The sequence below is a fragment of the Devosia sp. Soil_C_22 genome, assembly GCF_057657195.1.
In genome coordinates this window covers 2,362,116-2,380,338 of record NZ_JBDGIY010000001.1, presented here as the reverse complement: position 1 = coordinate 2,380,338, position 18,223 = coordinate 2,362,116, and the positions used below count along the sequence as shown (strand labels likewise).

The following is an 18,223-nucleotide window of genomic DNA, read 5'->3' as shown; positions in this document are numbered from 1 at the left end:
CTACTGCACCTGCCGTTCGACGAACTGTGCCAGTTGGGTGGCCACGGTGCCCCAGCCGTCGTGGAAGCCAAGCTGCTCGTGCATGGCACGGTCGGCGTCGGATTTGTGCATCACGTGGGCGTGGTACGCCGTGCCCTCGGGATGGTCGGTCAGCGAGATCACGGCGGTGATGAAGGGCTGCTCGGCGGGGCGCCAGCCGCCGGTTAGCGCGTTGGTGAACACCAGCTGCCGGTCAGGCTCGATGGCGAGGTAGCAGGCCGATAGGTGCGGGGTGAAGCCGGTGCCACTCTCGTCGATTTCGGTGATCAGCGCGCCGCCCGGCCGTAGCTCCATCGCCGCGACACGGCACAGGGCCGGGGCAGGGATCCACCATTGCTCGAACGCTGCGGGCGTCGTCCATGCCGACCACACGGCGCTGCGTGGCGCCTTGATGATGCGGTTCAACTCGAGGTCGAGGTTCTTGTCGATGGTACGGCTCATTTTTCTCGGTCCTTGTCGAGTGCGCGGATGACGAAGTGCTCGAGCCGGTCGGTGCGCTCTTCCCAGAGCGCGCGCTGCTCGTCGAGCCAGCCCGAAACCAGCTGCAGCCGGTCCCTGTCGATGCTGGCGGTGCGCACCCGGCCATCCTTTCTGGTGTGGATCAGCCCGGCTTCCTCGAGCGCATGGATGTGCTTCATGAACGAGGGCAGGGCCATGTCGAACGGCTCGGCCAGCGTGCTGATGCTGGCTGAACCCACGCCCAGGCGCGTGATCACGGCGCGCCGGGTCGGATCGGCGAGGGCCTGGAAGACGGAATCGAGCTGTGAAAATTGCTGAGCCATAAGGCTAAGTATCAATCTTAGATACTAAGCGCAAGAGCTAGGTGATGTGTCGCTGGCTTACCCAACGTGACGACACCACTGCACGAGGCGGTGACGCCGCTGATGCTGCTGGTCACGGTCGGGGTGATCGGCTGCCTTGCCGGCGCGCGCCATTTCGCGCGCCGCTGAGCAGGCACTAGACCTCACGGCTCGCGAGATATAAAGATATCTTTATATCTGATGCGAGGACCGATGAGCGATACGGCCGATCTGGTTGGCGTACTGCGCGCGGCGGGGGAAACCACCCGGCTGCGGCTGCTTGCATTGCTGGCCGATGGCGAGCAGTCGGTCAAGGACCTCACCGAGATTCTCGGCCAGAGCCAGCCGCGCGTATCGCGGCACCTGAAGCTGCTCGCCGATGCCGGGCTCGTGCATCGCAATGCCGAGGGCGCCTGGGCCTATTACTGCCTCGCCGATGCCGGGGCAGGGGGTGATCTGGCCCGCTGGCTCATCGGCCGGCTCTCGCCCGAGGATCCGGACCGGCTGCGCGATCGCAAGCGCCTCGAGGCCGTCCGTCTGGCGCAGGCCGAGCAGGCCGCCTCGTATTTCGCCAAGGTCGCCGACAGCTGGGACCTGCTGCGCTCGCTGCACGTGCCCGAGGAAGCGGTGGAAGCCGCGATCCTCAAGGCCGTGGCCGGCCGCAGCGTCGATACGCTTATCGATCTCGGCACCGGCACCGGCCGCATGCTGGAGCTGCTGTCGGGTCACTATCGTCGTGGTATCGGCATCGATGCGAGCCGCGAAATGCTCGCGGTGGCGCGCGCCAAGCTGGCTGCGAGCGCCGTGGGCCACGCGCAGGTGCGGCTCGGCGACATCTCCGACCTCGACAGCGGTGCGCTCAAGGCCGACCTCATCATCATCCACCAGGTGCTGCATTATTTCGACGATCCCGGCCGCGTGCTGCTGCAGGCGCGCCGCGCGCTGAAGCCGGGCGGCGAGCTGCTGATCGTCGATTTCGCCCCGCACGGACTCGAGTTCCTGCGCAGCCATCACGCGCATCGCCGGCTCGGCATCGGCGAGGTGCAGATGGCCGCCTGGGCGCGCGCCGCCGACCTCGGCGTTGCCTCGTTCGAAAGCTTTCCACCCACCAACACCGCCGAAGGCCTGACAGTCTGCCTCTGGCGCCTCACCGACGAGACGGATCGACCCAAATGAGCACCGACTATACCGATCGCCCGAGCCGCATGAGCCCGGACGCGCGGCCCGATTTCCTTGTCTCGTTCGAGTTCTTCCCGCCCAAAACGGACGTGATGGAGGAGCGCTTCTGGGAGTCGATCCACAAGCTCGCCCCGCTGCATCCACGCTTCGTCTCGGTGACTTACGGCGCTGGCGGCTCGACGCGCGAGCGCACCCTGCGCATGGTCAAGGAAGTGAAGGCACAGACCGGTGTCGATGCGGCAGCCCACCTCACCTGCGTGTCGGCGACGCGCGATGAAGTCGACGCGGTGGTGCGTGGCTACAAGGAAGCCGGCATCAGCCGCATCGTGGCGCTGCGCGGCGATCCGCCGGAGGGCGTGGGCAAGCCGTTCACCCCGCATCCGGAGGGCTACAGGAATGCCGCCGAGCTCGTCGCCGGCATCCGCAAGATCGGCGATTTCGACATCTCGGTCGCCGCCTATCCGGAAAAGCATCCGCAGAGCCCGGGCTGGGACGCCGATATCGACAACCTAAAGCGCAAGCTCGATGCCGGGGCGACCCGCGCCATTACCCAGATGTTCTTCGATAATGACGACTATCTCCGCTTCATCGAGCGTGCCCGGGCGGCCGGCATCACTGCGCCGATCGTGCCGGGCATCCAGCCGATCCACTCGTTCAAGCAGATCTCGGGTTTCGCAGCCCGCTGCGGTGCGTCGATCCCGGGCTGGGTCGCCGATCGCTTCGAGGGGCTCGAGGAGGACCCGGAGACCCATGCACTGGTTGCATCGGCGGTAGCCGCCGAGCAGGTGTTGGAACTGGTCGATAATGGGATTACGGAGTTCCACTTCTACACGCTGAACCGCTCCAACCTCGTCCTGGCGCTGGCTCGGCTGCTCGGTTACCGGCCGGATTGAAAGCAAAAGCGTTCAGCGCGCATTCATGTCCGTTCAGGTAACGTTCACCCTCGGGGCAAGCCGGTGGCCACAACATGGCCACTAAGTCGCGTAGGATTCCCGTGAGGGTGGACGGGGCCACTTTTGAAGGACAGCAGACAATGAAACTCGATGCCAAGGTGAAGGGCGGACTGGCTTGGGCCGGTCTGATCGTCATCCTCGCCGTACCCGCGGCTGACATCCTTTTCGGCCAGCAGGGCGCCTCCAGCGCGACCGCCAGCGCCGCTGTTACCACTGCCGAAACCGCCGGCAAACCGGGCCTCAAGCTACCCGTTGCCAAGCCCGCCGTGGGCACCGATCCGGTGCAGACGGCCAGCACGGGCGAGAGCGCTCCGGTCGATAACTTCCTGAAATCCGGCAAGAAACTGCCGTCCTACATCTCCGATGCCGACGAAGTGAAGACCACGCCGGCTCCGGTGACGGTCAAGCCCGTCCAGCCCGTGACGACGCCGACGCAGGTCGCCACCGCCGCTCCGGTCGAGAAAACTCCGCCGGTCCCGCTGCCGCGCAGCGCCCGGCCTGAAACTACGACCGTCGCCACCCTGCCGCGCCAGGAGGCGCCGCCGCTCATCGTCGAGGAGCAGCCGGCTGCTGCCGTCGACCGCTTCCCGCTCAGCGACAACGAGGTCGTCACCGGCGACCAGCTGGAAGAGTGGGATTCGGGCTCGCTCGCCGACTATCTCGAGCGCAAGGGCCTGATGTCGGGCAGTCAGCCGCAGGCGGAGCGGGAAGTCTATGTCGAGCAGCCGGAGCAGCGGCGCAGGCTCGATGAATTCTGGCTGTTCTAAGCAACAATATCGGCCGCTTCCGGGCGGCCGCACTGTCAGGGGGTGACAGGTGCAATCGGCCGCATGTCTCAAGTCTATGAATTTCGCGCTTGCCCGATATTGTTCGCCCCGTTCGGAGAAGCACATGTCGGTCTGGCAGCGTCTGGGCGCATTCCTCGGGTCTCCGAGCCAGCGGACGGGTCTCGTCGGCTCGCTGGTGAATGCGCTCGACCCCGATAACTGGTTGCCCGGCGGGCGCGATGCCGCCTTCACGCTGGCGCTGATCGCGCTCTCGGCCAAGATGGCGGTGTCGGACGGCGTGGTGACGGCGTCCGAGCTGCGCGCCTTCCAGCGCACCGTCGAGATTTCGCCCGGCATCGAGGAGCAGGTCGACCGGCTGTTCAAGCTCGCCCAGCAGGATGTGGCCGGCTACGAATCCTATGCCAAGAAGATCCGGCGCTTCTTCATCGACAGCCCGGATACGCTCGAGCACGTACTCGACGGGCTGTTCTACATCGCCTCGGCCGACGGCATGATCCACGACGCCGAGCTCGAATATCTCAAGAATGTCAGCGATATCTTCGGCTTCGACGATGCGCGGTTCGAGCAACTGACGGCGCAGCACGTGCTGTTCGAGCGGGGCGTCGATCCCTACACCGTGCTCGGCCTCGCGCCGACGGCCGACAGGGCCGAGGTGAAGCGCGTCTACCGCCTGCTGGTGGCCGAGCATCACCCTGACCGGCTGATCGCCAAGGGCGTGCCGGAAGAGCTGATCGATGTCGCCACCGGGCGCATGGCGGCGATCAACAATGCCTACAACCAGATCATGAAGGCGGCGGCGTAAGCGGCTCGGCCGCTTGACGCGCTGCCTGATGCTCCCCCATATGCGCCCGTCAGTTGACCGGGTGGCCGCTCCGTGCGCTCCAGCACGCGGGGAGGAAAGTCCGGGCTCCATCGAAATACGGTGACGGCTAACGGCCGCCGGGGGCGACCCCAGGGAAAGTGCCACAGAAAGCAAACCGCCTGCCCAAGTCTGCTTCGGTAGACCGGCCGGTAAGGATGAAAGGGTGCGGTAAGAGCGCACCGCGGGCCTGGCAACAGGAACGGCACGGCAAACCCCACCGGGAGCAAGCTCAAATAGGGACGACGCGGAGCGCAAGCTCCAGCCGATTTCGAGGCCGGTCGTCCGGGTTGAGTGCATGAAGCCGGCAGCAATGCCGGCTCAAGATGAATGGCCGCCACGTCAGCGCAAGCTGGCCCTACAGAACCCGGCTTACAGGCCAACTGATGGATATCGAGGGGGTGGGCGAAAGCCCGCCCCCTCGGCCCGTTCTGGAGCCGGCGGCGTACACCGGCGTGGAGACTGTCCACCAGGTCGGCTCGCTCGTGGTGAACGTGCCGTAACCTCAACAGAATCTTAATCTCGGCCCGCCAAAGTGCGGCCATCCCCTTCGGGGAGTTTTGCGCGTGCCGGCTTGGCCGGAGTGGAGTTTCGGGCGGAAGATGAGTGAGCCGAGAGGCAGCGACGGTCAGGTGCCGCATGTGCCGGTGCTCCTGGCCGAGGTGCTCGAGGCGCTGGCCCCGCTCGATGGTGCGCGCATCCTCGATGGCACCTTCGGGGCCGGGGGGTATTCCCGTGCACTGCTCGAAGCCGGCGCATCCGTGGTCGCGGTCGACCGCGACCCGTCCGTGCTGCCTCATGCCGCGCGGTTGAGCGCCGATTTCCCGAGTCAATTCAGCTTCGTGCCGGGGACTTTTTCCGAACTGGATGAGCTTGCCGGCGGGCCTGTCGATGGCGTCGTACTCGATATCGGCGTCTCCTCCATGCAGCTCGATCAGGCCGAGCGCGGCTTCTCCTTCATGCAGGAAGGGCCGCTCGACATGCGCATGTCGTCAGAAGGGGAGAGCGCCGCCGACCTCGTCAACGATCTCGACGAGACGACGCTCGCCAACCTGCTGTTCGCCTTTGGCGAGGAGCGCAAGTCGCGTCGTATTGCTCATTCCATCGTCGCTGCGCGTGCCGCGGCCCCGATCACCACGACGACGCAGCTGGCCCGGCTGATCGAGAAGGCCATCGGCCGCAAGCCCGGCGACGCCCATCCGGCGACCCGCAGCTTTCAGGCTCTGCGCATCGCGGTGAACGGCGAGTTCGAGCAACTGGTCGAGGGGTTGTTTGCCTCCGAGCGGCTGCTCGGCGAGGGCGGGCGACTCGCGGTCGTCACCTTCCATTCGCTGGAGGATCGCATCGTGAAGCGCTTCTTCGATCCGCAGAAGGGCGGCCCAGCGCAGTCGCGCCACCTGCCTCAGGTCAGCGAGGAGGCGCTGCGCTGGGGCCGCGCCGGCAAGGCGATCAAGGCGTCAGCTGCCGAACTCGCGCGCAACCCACGCTCGCGTTCGGCAACGCTGCGGTCCGGGCTTCGCACGGCGGCTGCGGCCCGCGCGGTATCGCTGGCAGGCCTCGGCGTTCCCACCTGGCGAGGGGCGGCATGATCAAGATTCTCAATGTGGTGCTGGTCTGTTCCAGCCTCGTGGTGCTGGTCGGCGTCTACGGTCTCAAGTACTCGGTCGAGGACATCGCGGCCGAAAAGGTGGCGCTCGAGCGCAAGCTCGATCGGCAGGCCGGTGAGCTCAGCCTGCTACAGGCCGACTGGTCCTATCTCAACCAGCCCGCACACGTGGCGCCGATCGTCGCGCGTCACCAGGAAGCGATGGGGCTGGTGACCACGAACCAGAAGCAGATCGGCAGCATCGGCGACCTGCCCATGCGCCCGGCCGCGCCCGATACCGCGGCGCTCGACGATCTCCTCAACGCACTCGATCAGGGTATCGACCCGATCGGCCAACTGATCGAGGCCAACTGATGGCGATCATGACAGCCGGTGCCGACAGCATTTCGCTCGATGGCGGGCGCAAGGCGCGTGGCAATCTCACCAAGGCACGCATCCGCTGGGTGATCGCGGCGCTGATGCTGGTGTTCGCCGTGGTCGGCGGCCGCCTCGTGCAACTGGGCGCCACTGTCACCGACTCGACCATCGAGGGGGTGGCCCGTGATGTCATCACGGCCAGCCGCCCGCCAATCCTCGACCGCAACGGGCTGGAGATGGCGGTCGATATCCGGGTGCCGTCGCTGTTCGCCGAGCCGCGCCGCATCATCGACGTCGAGGAGGCGGTGCAGAAACTCCGGACCGTGCTGCCTGACCTCGACGAGGAGTGGCTGCGCAACCGCCTCACCGGCGACAAGGGCTTCGTGTGGGTCAAGCGAGAACTGACCCCCGCCATTGAGGAGCGCATCTTCCAGTTGGGCATTCCCGGGCTCGATTTCGTCACCGAGAGCAAGCGCTTCTATCCGTCGGGCAAGGAGGCCTCGCACATCCTGGGGGGCGTCAATATCGACAACCAGGGTACCATGGGCATCGAAAAGCACATGGACGACGACAGCCTCGCGGTGCTGCAGGCCACGGGCCTGGCGCGCGATGCCGACATGACGCCGGTGAGCCTGTCGGTAGACCTGCGTGTCCAGCACGCCATGTATGCCGAGCTGCAGGACGCCTTCACGCGCTACCAGGCGGTGGCCGCGGCGGGCGCCATGATCGACGTCAGGACCGGCGAGATTATCGCATTGGTGTCGCTGCCGGACTACGACCCGAACATTCCTGCGACGCTGTTCCAGGACTTCCAGGGCAAGAAGAGCTTCCGCTTCAATCGCATCACCTCGGGCATCTACGAGCTCGGCTCGACCTTCAAGACCGTGACCATGGCCGGCGCGCTCGACAGTGGCCGGGTCCGCATCACCGACCAGTTCGATGCGCGCTTCGGCGTGCGGTTCGGCCGCTTCACCATCGACGATTTCCACGGCAAGCACCGCATCCTGGCTGTGCCCGAAGTCTATAAATACTCGTCCAATATCGGCACGATCAAGATCATGCAGCAATTGGGCAAGGATGCGTTCCGTGACTTCCTCGGCCGGATCGGCATGGACCAGCCCGTGCCGTTCGAACTGCCCGAGATGCGGAAGCCGAAGGTGCCGGACAAGTTCTCCGAGATCGTCGCTGCGACCTCCAGCTTTGGTCACGGCCTGTCGGTATCGCCGCTGCACATGCTTCGCGCTATGGCGGCCTTCGTCAACGATGGCAACATGGTGGTGCCGACCCTCTACAAGCGCAGCGAGGAAGAGGCGCGCAAGACCTACGTCCCGGTGATCTCGCCAGCGACGAGCGCCCAGATCCGCTACCTGATGCGCCTCAACGCCATCGACACCGGCGGCTCCGCCACGCGCATGAACAAGCTCGCCAACGGCTATCGGGTCGGTGGCAAAACCGGCACGGCCGAGAAGGTGGTGAATGGGGCCTACTCGTCCGCCGTCAACTTCAACGCCTTCGCCTCGGCCTTCCCGCTCGACAATCCACGCTACGCCATGGTGATCATCGTCGATGAGCCCAAGGCCGAGGCCGGTTTGATGTCGAGCCAGAACACCGCGGGCTATAATGCGGGCGAAATTACGGGACGGGTCATTCAACGGGTCGCGCCAATGCTTGGAATCGCGCCAGACTTCAGCGAAATACTGGACCAGAATCTTGTCCCACCTGAGCTTCGCTGAAGCCGACCGAGAAATCACAGGCGTGCCTTTCGCGCTAGACGAACTGCTCAAAGGAACGGGCGCCGGCAACGTGCCCTCGCTCACCGTCGAAGGCATCAATGCCGACAGCCGGGCTATTGGCGCGGGCGAGGCCTTCTTCGCCCTGCCGGGTACACGCGTGCATGGCGACGGCTTTGCCGCGCAGGCGGTGGGGCGTGGCGCCACCGTGATGATCACCGACCGCGTCCCTGCGATCGCTCCCGGCGTGCCGGTCGTACTGGTCGACGATGTGCGGGCCGCTTATGCCCGCGCCGCCGCGCGCCAGTTCGCGCCGCAGCCCGAGGTCAATGTCGCGGTCACCGGTACCAACGGCAAATCCTCGATCGTCTCCTTCGTGCGCCAGATCTGGACCGCCTGCGGCATCGAGGGCGCCAGCCTTGGCACCGTCGGCGTCGAGACCAAGGCCGGCATCGAGCCGCGCGAGCTCACCACTTCCGATCCGTTGTCGCTGCATCGCGACCTCGGCGCGCTCAAGGCGCGCGGTATCGGCCATGTAGCGATGGAGGCCTCGAGTCAGGGGCTGGACCAGCGCCGGGTCGACGGCATCCGCTTCAACGCGGTGGCGTTCTCGAACCTCAGCCGCGACCATCTCGACTATCACCTCGACATGGAAACCTACCGCGAGGCCAAGCTTCGGCTGTTCAGGGAATTGCTCGCCGATGGTGGCGCCGCGGTGATCAATGTCGATGATCCCGAGCACATGCCGTTCCTGTTCGCCGCGCTCGACCGTGGCGCTACGTTGATGACGGTGGGGCGCGAGGGCGCCTTCCTCGAACTCACCGATATCCGCAACGAAGGCTATGGCCAGCGCGTCACCGTCCGCATGGTCGGCGAGCCGGTCAGCTTCTTCCTGCCGCTCACCGGCGCGTTCCAGGTCAGTAACGCAGCAGTGGCGCTGGCGCTGGCCATCGCAACGGGCGCGCAACCGGACAAGGCCGTGGCGGCGCTGGCGCATCTCAAGGGTGCCAGGGGCCGGTTGGAGCTTGTCGCCGAGCATAACGGCGCGGCGATCTTCGTGGATTATGCCCACAAGCCCGTGGCGCTCGAGACAGCGCTCGAGTCGCTCCGCCCCTATGCCAGCAACAGGCTCAAGGTGGTGTTCGGCGCCGGCGGCGATCGCGACCAGGGCAAGCGCCCGATGATGGGCGAGGCGGCGAGACGGCTGGCCGACGATGTGCTCGTCACCGACGACAATCCGCGCACCGAAGACGCTGCGACGATCCGCAAGCAGATCCTCCTCGCCGCCGATGGCGCCCGTGAGATCGGGGATCGGCGCCTCGCCATCGAGACCGCCATCGGTGAACTCGAGCCCGGCGACGTGCTGCTCATTGCCGGCAAGGGTCACGAGGACTATCAGATCATCGGCACCACCAAGCACCACTTCTCGGACCACGAGGTGGTGCTGGAGACGTTGAAAGGACTATAGCCGCATGCGACCGCTCTGGACTGTCGCCGAGGTCGTCAAAGCCACCGGCGGCCACCCGGAAGGCGTGTCGGATGGGCCGATCTCCTCGATCTCGATCGACTCCCGCGAAATCGCCGCCGAAGCGCTGTTCGTCGCCATCAAGGGCGATGTGCATGACGGGCACGATTACGTCGGCAAGGCGCTCGAGGCCGGCGCGACGGCGGCGCTCGTTTCCGAGGCCTATTTCAAGGCCAAGGGCGGGCAGGGTCTGATCGTCGTTCCCGATCCACTCAAGGCCCTCGAAGCCCTGGCCGTCTCAGCGCGGCAGCGCAATCGAGGGCAGATCATCGCGGTAACCGGCAGTGCCGGAAAGACCACTACGAAGGAAGCGATCCGCACCACGCTCGCCGCCTTCGGCGAGACGCACTACTCGATCAAGAGTTTTAACAACCACTGGGGCGTGCCGCTGATGCTGGCGCGGCTACCGCGCGAGGCGCAGTTCGGCGTGTTCGAGATCGGCATGAACCATGCCGGCGAGATCACCCCGCTGGTGAAGCTGGTGCGCCCGCATATCGCGGTGATCACCACCGTCGCCGCCGCCCATCTCGAGTTCTTCAGCTCGGTCAACGACATCGCCGCCGCCAAGGCCGAGATCTTCCTCGGGCTCGAGCCGGGCGGGGTGGCGCTGCTCAACGCCGACCACGATTATCTCCACATCCTCTTCGCCCATGCTCGGGCGGCCGGCGTGGGCAAGGTCGTGACCTATGGCTTCGATGACAGCGCCGACTGGCACATTGCCTCGGTCGGCACGGCCGGCGACAAGACGCTCGCCGATGTCGCCCACGATGGCGAGCGCTTCCGGCTGGAACTGCAGGTGCCCGGCCGGCACATGGTCGCCAACGCCGTTGCCGCGCTCGCGGTCGCGTCCTTATCGGGCGAGGCGACGCAGCCGGCCGTCGCAGCCCTCGCCAAGTTCGGCGCGCCGGAGGGCAGGGGGCTGACGCTGCGGCTCGGCCCCAAGGACAAGCCGCTGCTGCTGGTCGACGAGAGCTACAATGCCAATGTCGCTTCGATGAACGCGGCGATGGACCTCTACGCCTCAGTCTCCCCGCCGGGCGGCCGCAAGGTCCTCGTCCTCGGCGACATGCTGGAGATGGGTCCGCAGGGACCGCAGCTCCATGCCGGGCTGCTGAAGGCCGTGCTGAAGACCGGGGCGAGCGAAGTCTACCTCGTCGGCACGGCCATGCGGGCGCTAGCGTCCGAGCTGATCCGGGTCCGGGAATCCGACCGCGACGCGCCGGCCGTGACCCACGTGCCCACCGCCGAGGAGATCGGAGATACCATTCTCTCCGCGCTTGCCTACGGCGACGCAGTTATGGTCAAAGGGTCGAAAGGCGTCCGGCTCTCCCCTCTCGTGCAGAAGATCCGCGAGCGCTTCGAAAACGCCTAAGGGCGGGACGGGTGGGACACCGGTAGTATGCTGTATTTCCTCGGGCAGTTGGGCGATAGCCTCGCCGCCTTCAACGTGTTCCGCTACATCACCTTCCGTACTGCCGGCGCGGTGATGACCTCGCTGTTCTTCGTGTTCCTGTTCGGCCCCTCGATGATCGCGGGCCTGCGGGTGCGGCAGGGCAAGGGGCAGCCGATCCGCGAGGATGGCCCGCAAGGGCACCTGCTGACCAAGAAGGGCACGCCCACCATGGGTGGGCTGATGATCCTTGCCGGTACGGTGATCTCGACGCTGCTGTGGTCCAACCTCAGCAACCTCTATGTCTGGGCGGTGCTGTTCGTCACCGTTTCCTTCGGCGCCATCGGCTTTTACGACGATTACCTCAAGGTCACGAAAGCCTCGCACAAGGGCTTTTCCGGCCGGCAGCGGCTGATCATCGAGGCGATCGTGGCGCTGATCGCGGCCTATGTCATGGCTTCTGTCACCGACCCGGCCATCGCCACGCAGCTGATGTTCCCCTTCATCAAGGGCTCGGGAATTCCGCTCTGGTATTTCTTCTACTTCTTTGCCGCCTTCATCATCGTGGGCGCCGGCAACTCGGTGAATTTTACCGACGGCCTCGATGGCCTCGCCATCGTGCCGGTGATGGTCGCGGCGGCCTGCTTCGGACTGATTGCCTATCTCGTCGGCTCGTCGAACTTTTCCGAGTACCTGCTGCTCAACTATGTCGCCGGCACCGCCGAACTCTCGGTGCTGTGCGGCGCCCTGATCGGCGCAGGCCTGGGTTTTTTGTGGTTCAACGCTCCCCCGGCGCAGATCTTCATGGGCGACACGGGCTCGCTGGCCCTGGGCGGCGCGCTCGGTGCCATCGCGGTTGCGACCAAGCATGAGATCGTGCTGGCCATCGTCGGCGGCCTGTTCGTGCTCGAAACCGTGTCGGTGATCGTCCAGGTCGTCTCGTTCAAGCTCACCGGCAAGCGCGTGTTCAAGATGGCGCCGATCCACCATCATTTCGAAATGATGGGCTGGACCGAAAGCCAGGTAGTGATCCGCTTCTGGATCATCAGCTTCGTGCTGGCGCTGATCGGGTTGAGCTCGCTGAAGCTGCGCTAGGCGCCACGTGCACCGGCCCCCTCTCCCCCTTGGCGGGGGAGAAAGCGAAAACTTGGATCTTAGCGCAGCTAAGTCCTTAGTTTTCGCAAGAGAGGGGGTGGTTCTGATAGCCACTCTGCCCATCAGCCCCCTCTCTGCTGCGACTAACTCGCTGCGCTCGCAAGTCTCGCCTCTCCCCCGCAAGGGGGGAGAGGGTGCGTCGCTGTTTGCTCCGCGCAGGATTCGCAAAACGCGAATCCGTTGCGAACTTGGTAACCACCCAGCCCGTACAATTTAACTCTAGTTGTGCGTACGGGAGGCCGTCCAAACCAGGGCGGCGTCGGTTCAGATGTTTTCACGCGAGCGCAAGACGCCGATCGCGGAGTGGTGGTGGACGATCGACAAGTCCCTGCTCGCCGCGTTGATCCTGCTCATGCTGGTCGGGGTGCTGCTGAGTTTTGCAGCCAGCCCGCCGGTGGCCGAGCGCCTGGGGTTGGGGCCCTGGCATTTCATCGTGCGCCAGGCGATCTTTGCGGCGCTGGCGCTGCCGGTGATGATCGTCACGTCCTTCCTGCCGCATCGCACGGCTCGGTTCGCAGCGCTTGGTGTGCTGGTCGTCTCGATCATCATGCTGTGGCTGACCCTGCGCTTCGGCGTCGAGGTAAAGGGCGCGCGGCGCTGGATCTCGATTGCCGGCAATACCGTGCAGCCGTCCGAGTTCGTGAAGCCGGCCTACGCGGTGATCGGCGCGTGGCTGTTCGCCGAAGCGATGAAGCAGAAGGGCGTGCCGGCCCGCATCCTCGCGACGCTGATCATGGTCTCGATCGTGGGCGGCTTGCTGTTGCAGCCCGACATCGGCCAGACGGCGCTGGTGCTGGCGACCTGGGGCGCGCTGCTGTTCCTGTCCGGCATTTCGTGGTTCGTAATCTTCGGGCTCGGGGCAGGGGCGGTTGGCCTGCTGTTCGGCGCGTACATGTTCTTCCCGCACTTCGCGCGGCGCATCGACACCTTCATCAATCCCGAGAGCGGTAACACCTACCAGGTCGACAAGGCGCTGAGCTCGTTGCTCGAGGGTGGCTGGTTCGGGCGCGGGCCGGGCGAGTCCTTTGCCAACAAGAAGATCCCCGACGCGCATGCCGACTACGTATTCTCGGCCGCAGCGGGCGAGTTCGGCATCCTGTTCTGCCTCTGCCTGGTGGTGCTGATCGGCTATATCGTGGTCAAGGCGCTGATCGGGGCACAGCAGCAGTCGAGCCTGTTCGCCCGCCTTGCCGCCTCGACCCTCGCCATCCAGTTCGGGCTGCAATGCTCGATCAACCTGGCGGTGAATCTCAGCCTCATCCCGCCCAAGGGCATGACGCTGCCCTTCGTCTCCTATGGCGGCACCTCGATGCTGGCCGTCGCCTTCGGCATGGGGCTGATGCTGGCGCTTACCCGCAAGAAGCCGGAGGAGCGGCTGGCGAGCGGACTTCCCGTCTATCGCACCGCAGTGCTATCCCCCGCCGAATGAGCAGATTCGTCCTTATGGCTGGCGGCACGGGAGGCCATCTCTTCCCGGCCATGGCGCTGGCGCAGGAATTGCGCCGGCGCGGCCATGACGTCCAGCTGATGACCGACCACCGGGTCGAAAGCTATGGCGGCGATTTCCCCGCCAGCGCGACGCATATCGTGCCCTCGGCGACGCCCTCGGTGCGCAATCCAGTGAAGTTCGTCGTCGCCGGCATCACCATCGCCTGGGGCATCGGGGTCGCCTTCTTCAAGCTCGGTGGCATCAAGCCGGACGCGGTCGTCGGCTTCGGGGGCTATCCGGTCTACCCACCCTTCATGGCGGCAAGTCTGCGCGGTATCCCCGGCCTGCTGCACGAGCAGAACGCCGTGATGGGACGCGCCAACCGCGCGCTGGCCGGCATGGCAAAGGCCATCGGGCTGACCTTCCCCCGGACGGCCAAGGCGGAAGCCTTCGCCGCCAAGAGCGAGCTCGTCGGCAACCCCATCCGCGACCGCGCGCGGCAGGCGGCCCGCACCCCGTATCCCGCAATCGAAGCTAACAACCCCATTCGTCTGCTGGTGTTCGGCGGCAGCCAGGGCGCGCGGGTGTTCGGCGATCTCGTGCCGCCGGCGGTGGCGTCGCTGCCCGAAGCGCTGCGCCATCGACTGTTCATCACCCAGCAGTGCCGGCCCGAGGACCTCGATCGCGTCGCCGAGACCTATCGGCAGGCCAAGGTGAATGTCGAGCTCGCGCCGTTCTTCGATGATCTGCCCGAGCGGATGGCCGCCTCGCACCTCGTCATCTCGCGCGCCGGCGCCTCGACCATCACCGAACTCACCGCCATCGGCCGGCCGGCGATCATGGTGCCGCTGCCGGGCGCCATCGACGCCGACCAGAAGAATAATGCGCTCGTACTCGAAGCCGCCGGCGGCGGCTGGATCGCCGAGCAGGCCACGCTTACGCCCCAATCGCTTGCCACTCGCTTGACCTCACTTCTCGGTGATCCGGGCGCGTTGCAGAGGGCTGCGGCGGCTGCCAAGGCGCTGGGCCAGCCAGACGCCGTCACCAAGCTCGCCGACGCGGCAGAACGCCTCGCGGACAAGGGAAAAAGAACACAATGAAGATGCCCCGCAATATCGGCCCGGTGCATTTCGTCGGCATCGGCGGCATCGGCATGAGCGGCATTGCCGAAATCCTGCACAACCAGGGCTACAAGGTCCGCGGCTCGGATAGCGCCGAGAATCCCAATGTGCAGCGGCTGCGCTCGATGGGCATCGAGGTGGCGATCGGGCAGTCGGCCGATAACCTCAAGGACGCCGCAGTCGTCGTCATCTCATCCGCCATCAAGAAGGGTAACCCGGAACTCGCCGCCGCGCGTGCCCGTGGCCTGCCGGTGGTGCGCCGCGCCGAGATGCTGGCCGAGATCATGCGGTTCAAGAACGCCATCGCCATCGGCGGCACGCACGGCAAGACCACGACCACGACGCTGGTCGCGACCCTGCTCGATGCGGCGAACTACGACCCGACCGTCATCAACGGCGGCATCATCAACGCCTATGGCACCAATGCCCGCCTCGGCGGTGGCGAGTGGATGGTGGTCGAGGCCGACGAGTCCGACGGCACCTTCGTGCGCCTGCCGGCCGACGTTGCCATCGTCACCAATGTCGATCCCGAGCATCTGGACTATTACGGCGACTTCGAGAAGGTGAAGCAGGCCTTCATCACCTTCGTCGAGAATGTGCCGTTCTACGGCTTTGCCGTGATGTGCCTGGATCATCCCGAGGTGCAGGCGCTGGTTGGCCAGATCCGGGACCGCCGCGTCATCACCTATGGCCGCAATCCGCAGGCCGATGTGCGGCTGCTGGAGCTGGAGAACCGTGACGGGGTCCAGCATTTCTCGGTAGAGATCCGTGACCGCATCCGCATGACGCATCTGAGGATCGACGAGCTCGAGCTGCCCATGCCGGGTGAGCACAATGCGCTCAACGCCACGGCCGCCATCGCGGTGGCCGACCAACTGAAGGTGCCGGCCGAGGCGATCCGCAAAGGGCTGAAGAGCTTTTCGGGCGTGAAGCGCCGCTTCACCCGGACCGGTCTGGTCGGCGGCATCACCGTCATCGATGACTATGGCCACCATCCGGTGGAGATCGCCGCCGTGCTGCGGGCGGCGCGACAGTCGGCGCGGCGTGACGTGATCGCGGTTGTGCAGCCGCACCGCTATTCCCGCGTGCATGACCTGTTCAACGAATTCGCCACCTGCTTCAACGATGCCGATACGGTCATCGTCGCCCCGATCTATGCGGCGGGGGAGGCTCCGATCGAAGGCGTGACGCATGAGGAGCTGGTGGCCCGCATCCGGGCCCGCGGGCATCGCGACGCGATGGTCATCGACCGTCCCGAAGCGCTGGCACCGCTGCTCGCGGCGCGCGCCGCCGACGGCGATTACGTCGTCTGCCTCGGCGCCGGCAACATCACGCAATGGGCCGCTGCGCTGCCGAACGAGCTCGGCGCCATCATCGGTAAAGAGGTCGAGCTGCCATGAAGCACGTCGCCGTTCTGATGGGCGGGCTCGCCAACGAGCGGCCCGTGTCGATCATGTCGGGCACCGAGTGCGCGCGTGCGTTGCGCAATGCCGGCTACACCGTCACCGAGGTCGATGTCGGTTACGACATCGCCGAAAAGCTGCGCGAGCTGAAGCCGGATGTCGCCTTCAACGCGTTGCACGGCCCGTTCGGCGAGGATGGCACCATCCAGGGCGTGCTCGAGTTCCTGCGCATTCCCTATACGCATTCGGGCGTGCTGGCCTCGGCGCTGGCGATGAACAAGCACCAGGCCAAGATCATGTTCAAGGCTGCAGGCATTCCGGTCACCGACCACACGATTGCCAACCGCGCGGAGGTGGCGCGCGGCCACGTCATGGCGCCGCCCTATGTGGTCAAACCGATTGCCGATGGCTCGAGCTTTGGTGTCTTCATCGTCAAGGCCGACCAGTCGCACCCGCCGCAGGAGCTTTTGCGCGAGGACTGGAACTCGGGCGAGGAGGTGATGGTCGAGCGCTATATCCCAGGCCGCGAGCTCACCTGCGCCGTGATGGGCGACGTGGCGCTCGGGGTCACCGAGATCGTCACCGACCTCGCCTTCTATAATTATGAGGCCAAGTACGCCAAAGGCGGCTCCTTTCACGTCGTTCCAGCACAACTGCAACCGAAAATTTACGACAAAGTGCAGAAGATGGCGCTCAAGGCGCATGCTGCGCTCGGGTGCCGGGGCGTGACGCGGAGCGATTTCCGCTACAACGACCAGGCGGGGCCGGACGGTGAACTCGTCTGCCTCGAGATCAACACCCAGCCAGGCATGACCGAGACGTCGCTGGTTCCCGAACAGGCCAAGTTTGCCGGCCATTCGTTCGAGGAGCTGGTTGCCTGGATGGTGGAGGATGCGAGTTGCAACAGGTAGGGGCACAGAGTTTCGCCAACGCCCAACCTGTCGATCCGCGCCAGTTCCCCGTCGTCATTCCCCGCACCAGCCGTAACGCGCTCGTCAAGGCGAGCCACGTCTGGGTGCTGCACCGCAAGGTCATCCTCAGGGTGCTCGGGGTCATCCTTGCGCTGCTGCTTGCCGTCGGCGCCTGGGAAGGTCGCAACTTCATCGGCGCGGCCGGCACGGCGGTCTACCGGTTCGTGCAGGGTGAGTTCGCCGAGGTCGGCTTCGGCATCGACGCCATCGAGATCACCGGCCAGACGCTGACCGCCGACAAGGACGTGATCGCACTCCTCACCGTCGGCACCGGCAATTCGACGCTGACTTTCGATGCGCAGAAGGCGCAGGCGCGGCTCGAGTGGCTGCGGGCGGTGGAGTCGGCGACGGTCCGCAAGGTTTACCCGAACAAGGTCATCGTCTCGATCGTCGAACGCGTGCCCGTGGTGCGCTGGCGCGTCGGGGAGACGACCTGGCTGATCGACGAGCGGGGCAAGAAGATCGGCACCGACATCGCCTCGTATACCGACCTCCCACTGGTGATCGGCGAGGGCGCGGCGGACGACGCTGTCGCCATGGTGCGCGTGCTCGAGCGACATCCCGACCTCAAGGAGGGCCTCGCCGCGCTGAGCCGCATCGGCGACCGGCGCTGGGACCTGATGTATCGCAATGGCCTGCGCGTGCAGCTGCCCGAGAGCGGCATCGCACAGGCGCTCGGCCACCTCGAAATGTACCAGCGCGACTATGCGCTGCTCGATCGTGACGTGACGCTGATCGATCTGCGCGTCGCCGGCTTCGTGACGCTCAAGCCGGGCGAAGCCGCAGCCGAGCAGATCGCGGTCGCCAACGGCAAGAAGCCGGTGAAGAAACCAGCCGCGCCGGCAATCAAGGTAACGCAGGCGGCAGGCGCCGTGCCGGGCATAGTGCCGGTCGTGCCAGTGAAACGGACCCAGTAAA

17 protein-coding genes and 1 other RNA gene are annotated in these 18,223 nt (G+C 65.7%); 16 read left to right on the top strand and 2 right to left on the bottom strand.

All coding sequences use genetic code 11. The annotated features are described in order from the left end of the window. Positions 1-480: an SRPBCC family protein gene (locus AC3A6I_RS11535; RefSeq protein WP_487543842.1), complete on the bottom strand. Its 480-nt coding sequence runs from the start codon at positions 478-480 to the stop codon at positions 1-3. After that, positions 477-821 (bottom strand): ArsR/SmtB family transcription factor, encoded by a 345-nt coding sequence (locus tag AC3A6I_RS11530; protein ID WP_487543841.1) that lies wholly within the window; start codon positions 819-821, stop codon positions 477-479. The genes AC3A6I_RS11535 and AC3A6I_RS11530 overlap by 4 nt, the downstream gene beginning before the upstream one ends. Positions 822-1,052: 231 nt before the next feature. Between AC3A6I_RS11530 and AC3A6I_RS11525 the strand changes: the two genes are divergently transcribed. The 16 genes from AC3A6I_RS11525 (at position 1,053) to AC3A6I_RS11450 (ending at position 18,222) form a co-directional block, all read left to right on the top strand. After that, a complete protein-coding gene (locus AC3A6I_RS11525; RefSeq protein ID WP_487543840.1) occupies positions 1,053-2,015 on the top strand; it encodes a metalloregulator ArsR/SmtB family transcription factor in 963 nt (320 codons plus the stop codon). Continuing rightward, on the top strand, positions 2,012-2,911 hold the full coding sequence (gene metF / locus AC3A6I_RS11520; RefSeq protein ID WP_487543839.1) for a methylenetetrahydrofolate reductase [NAD(P)H]: 900 nt from the start codon (positions 2,012-2,014) through the stop codon (positions 2,909-2,911). Before AC3A6I_RS11525 ends, metF begins: the two co-directional genes overlap by 4 nt. 140 nt (positions 2,912-3,051) lie before the next feature. Next, a complete protein-coding gene (locus AC3A6I_RS11515) occupies positions 3,052-3,738 on the top strand; it encodes a hypothetical protein (protein ID WP_487543837.1) in 687 nt (228 codons plus the stop codon). Between the two features lie 124 nt (positions 3,739-3,862). Then, a complete protein-coding gene (locus tag AC3A6I_RS11510) occupies positions 3,863-4,561 on the top strand; it encodes a TerB family tellurite resistance protein (protein ID WP_487543836.1) in 699 nt (232 codons plus the stop codon). 49 nt (positions 4,562-4,610) lie between these two features. Beyond that, positions 4,611-5,009: RNase P RNA component class A (gene rnpB / locus AC3A6I_RS11505), an RNA gene on the top strand. A 211-nt stretch (positions 5,010-5,220) separates the two neighbouring features. Beyond that, positions 5,221-6,207 carry a 16S rRNA (cytosine(1402)-N(4))-methyltransferase RsmH gene (rsmH, locus tag AC3A6I_RS11500; RefSeq protein WP_487543835.1) on the top strand — a complete coding sequence of 329 codons (987 nt, stop codon included), beginning with the start codon at positions 5,221-5,223 and terminating at the stop codon, positions 6,205-6,207. Then, a complete protein-coding gene (ftsL, locus tag AC3A6I_RS11495; protein ID WP_487543834.1) occupies positions 6,204-6,578 on the top strand; it encodes a cell division protein FtsL in 375 nt (124 codons plus the stop codon). Before rsmH ends, ftsL begins: the two co-directional genes overlap by 4 nt. Next, on the top strand, positions 6,578-8,314 hold the full coding sequence (locus AC3A6I_RS11490; RefSeq protein ID WP_487543833.1) for a peptidoglycan D,D-transpeptidase FtsI family protein: 1,737 nt from the start codon (positions 6,578-6,580) through the stop codon (positions 8,312-8,314). The genes ftsL and AC3A6I_RS11490 overlap by 1 nt, the downstream gene beginning before the upstream one ends. Before the next feature lie 22 nt (positions 8,315-8,336). Beyond that, a complete protein-coding gene (locus AC3A6I_RS11485) occupies positions 8,337-9,779 on the top strand; it encodes a UDP-N-acetylmuramoyl-L-alanyl-D-glutamate--2,6-diaminopimelate ligase (protein ID WP_487543832.1) in 1,443 nt (480 codons plus the stop codon). A gap of 4 nt (positions 9,780-9,783) precedes the next feature. Continuing rightward, positions 9,784-11,208, top strand: a complete 1,425-nt coding sequence (locus tag AC3A6I_RS11480) for a UDP-N-acetylmuramoyl-tripeptide--D-alanyl-D-alanine ligase (RefSeq protein WP_487543831.1) — start codon at positions 9,784-9,786, stop codon at positions 11,206-11,208. Positions 11,209-11,235: 27 nt separating this feature from the next. Beyond that, entirely contained in the window at positions 11,236-12,321 is a 1,086-nt protein-coding gene (gene mraY, locus AC3A6I_RS11475; RefSeq protein ID WP_487543829.1) for a phospho-N-acetylmuramoyl-pentapeptide-transferase, read from the top strand. A 328-nt stretch (positions 12,322-12,649) separates the two neighbouring features. Then, positions 12,650-13,810 (top strand): FtsW/RodA/SpoVE family cell cycle protein, encoded by a 1,161-nt coding sequence (locus AC3A6I_RS11470; RefSeq protein WP_487543828.1) that lies wholly within the window; start codon positions 12,650-12,652, stop codon positions 13,808-13,810. Continuing rightward, complete coding sequence (gene murG / locus AC3A6I_RS11465; protein ID WP_487543827.1) at positions 13,807-14,910, top strand: undecaprenyldiphospho-muramoylpentapeptide beta-N-acetylglucosaminyltransferase; 1,104 nt, start codon at positions 13,807-13,809, stop codon at positions 14,908-14,910. The genes AC3A6I_RS11470 and murG overlap by 4 nt, the downstream gene beginning before the upstream one ends. Continuing rightward, complete coding sequence (gene murC, locus AC3A6I_RS11460) at positions 14,907-16,331, top strand: UDP-N-acetylmuramate--L-alanine ligase (protein WP_487543826.1); 1,425 nt, start codon at positions 14,907-14,909, stop codon at positions 16,329-16,331. Before murG ends, murC begins: the two co-directional genes overlap by 4 nt. Beyond that, a complete protein-coding gene (locus AC3A6I_RS11455; protein ID WP_487543825.1) occupies positions 16,328-17,245 on the top strand; it encodes a D-alanine--D-alanine ligase in 918 nt (305 codons plus the stop codon). Before murC ends, AC3A6I_RS11455 begins: the two co-directional genes overlap by 4 nt. Next, positions 17,233-18,222, top strand: a complete 990-nt coding sequence (locus AC3A6I_RS11450; RefSeq protein ID WP_487543824.1) for a cell division protein FtsQ/DivIB — start codon at positions 17,233-17,235, stop codon at positions 18,220-18,222. Before AC3A6I_RS11455 ends, AC3A6I_RS11450 begins: the two co-directional genes overlap by 13 nt. Position 18,223 lies beyond the last annotated feature (1 nt).

What these genes read in the sequence shown, in the direction of transcription:
- AC3A6I_RS11535 (WP_487543842.1), bottom strand. Translation starts at nt 480, where the DNA reads ATGAGCCGTACCATCGACAAGAACCTCGACCTCGAGTTGAACCGCATC.
- AC3A6I_RS11530 (WP_487543841.1), bottom strand. Translation starts at nt 821, where the DNA reads ATGGCTCAGCAATTTTCACAGCTCGATTCCGTCTTCCAGGCCCTCGCC.
- AC3A6I_RS11525 (WP_487543840.1), top strand. Translation starts at nt 1,053, where the DNA reads ATGAGCGATACGGCCGATCTGGTTGGCGTACTGCGCGCGGCGGGGGAA.
- metF (WP_487543839.1), top strand. Translation starts at nt 2,012, where the DNA reads ATGAGCACCGACTATACCGATCGCCCGAGCCGCATGAGCCCGGACGCG.
- AC3A6I_RS11515 (WP_487543837.1), top strand. Translation starts at nt 3,052, where the DNA reads ATGAAACTCGATGCCAAGGTGAAGGGCGGACTGGCTTGGGCCGGTCTG.
- AC3A6I_RS11510 (WP_487543836.1), top strand. Translation starts at nt 3,863, where the DNA reads ATGTCGGTCTGGCAGCGTCTGGGCGCATTCCTCGGGTCTCCGAGCCAG.
- rsmH (WP_487543835.1), top strand. Translation starts at nt 5,221, where the DNA reads ATGAGTGAGCCGAGAGGCAGCGACGGTCAGGTGCCGCATGTGCCGGTG.
- ftsL (WP_487543834.1), top strand. Translation starts at nt 6,204, where the DNA reads ATGATCAAGATTCTCAATGTGGTGCTGGTCTGTTCCAGCCTCGTGGTG.
- AC3A6I_RS11490 (WP_487543833.1), top strand. Translation starts at nt 6,578, where the DNA reads ATGGCGATCATGACAGCCGGTGCCGACAGCATTTCGCTCGATGGCGGG.
- AC3A6I_RS11480 (WP_487543831.1), top strand. Translation starts at nt 9,784, where the DNA reads ATGCGACCGCTCTGGACTGTCGCCGAGGTCGTCAAAGCCACCGGCGGC.
- mraY (WP_487543829.1), top strand. Translation starts at nt 11,236, where the DNA reads ATGCTGTATTTCCTCGGGCAGTTGGGCGATAGCCTCGCCGCCTTCAAC.
- AC3A6I_RS11470 (WP_487543828.1), top strand. Translation starts at nt 12,650, where the DNA reads ATGTTTTCACGCGAGCGCAAGACGCCGATCGCGGAGTGGTGGTGGACG.
- murG (WP_487543827.1), top strand. Translation starts at nt 13,807, where the DNA reads ATGAGCAGATTCGTCCTTATGGCTGGCGGCACGGGAGGCCATCTCTTC.
- murC (WP_487543826.1), top strand. Translation starts at nt 14,907, where the DNA reads ATGAAGATGCCCCGCAATATCGGCCCGGTGCATTTCGTCGGCATCGGC.
- AC3A6I_RS11455 (WP_487543825.1), top strand. Translation starts at nt 16,328, where the DNA reads ATGAAGCACGTCGCCGTTCTGATGGGCGGGCTCGCCAACGAGCGGCCC.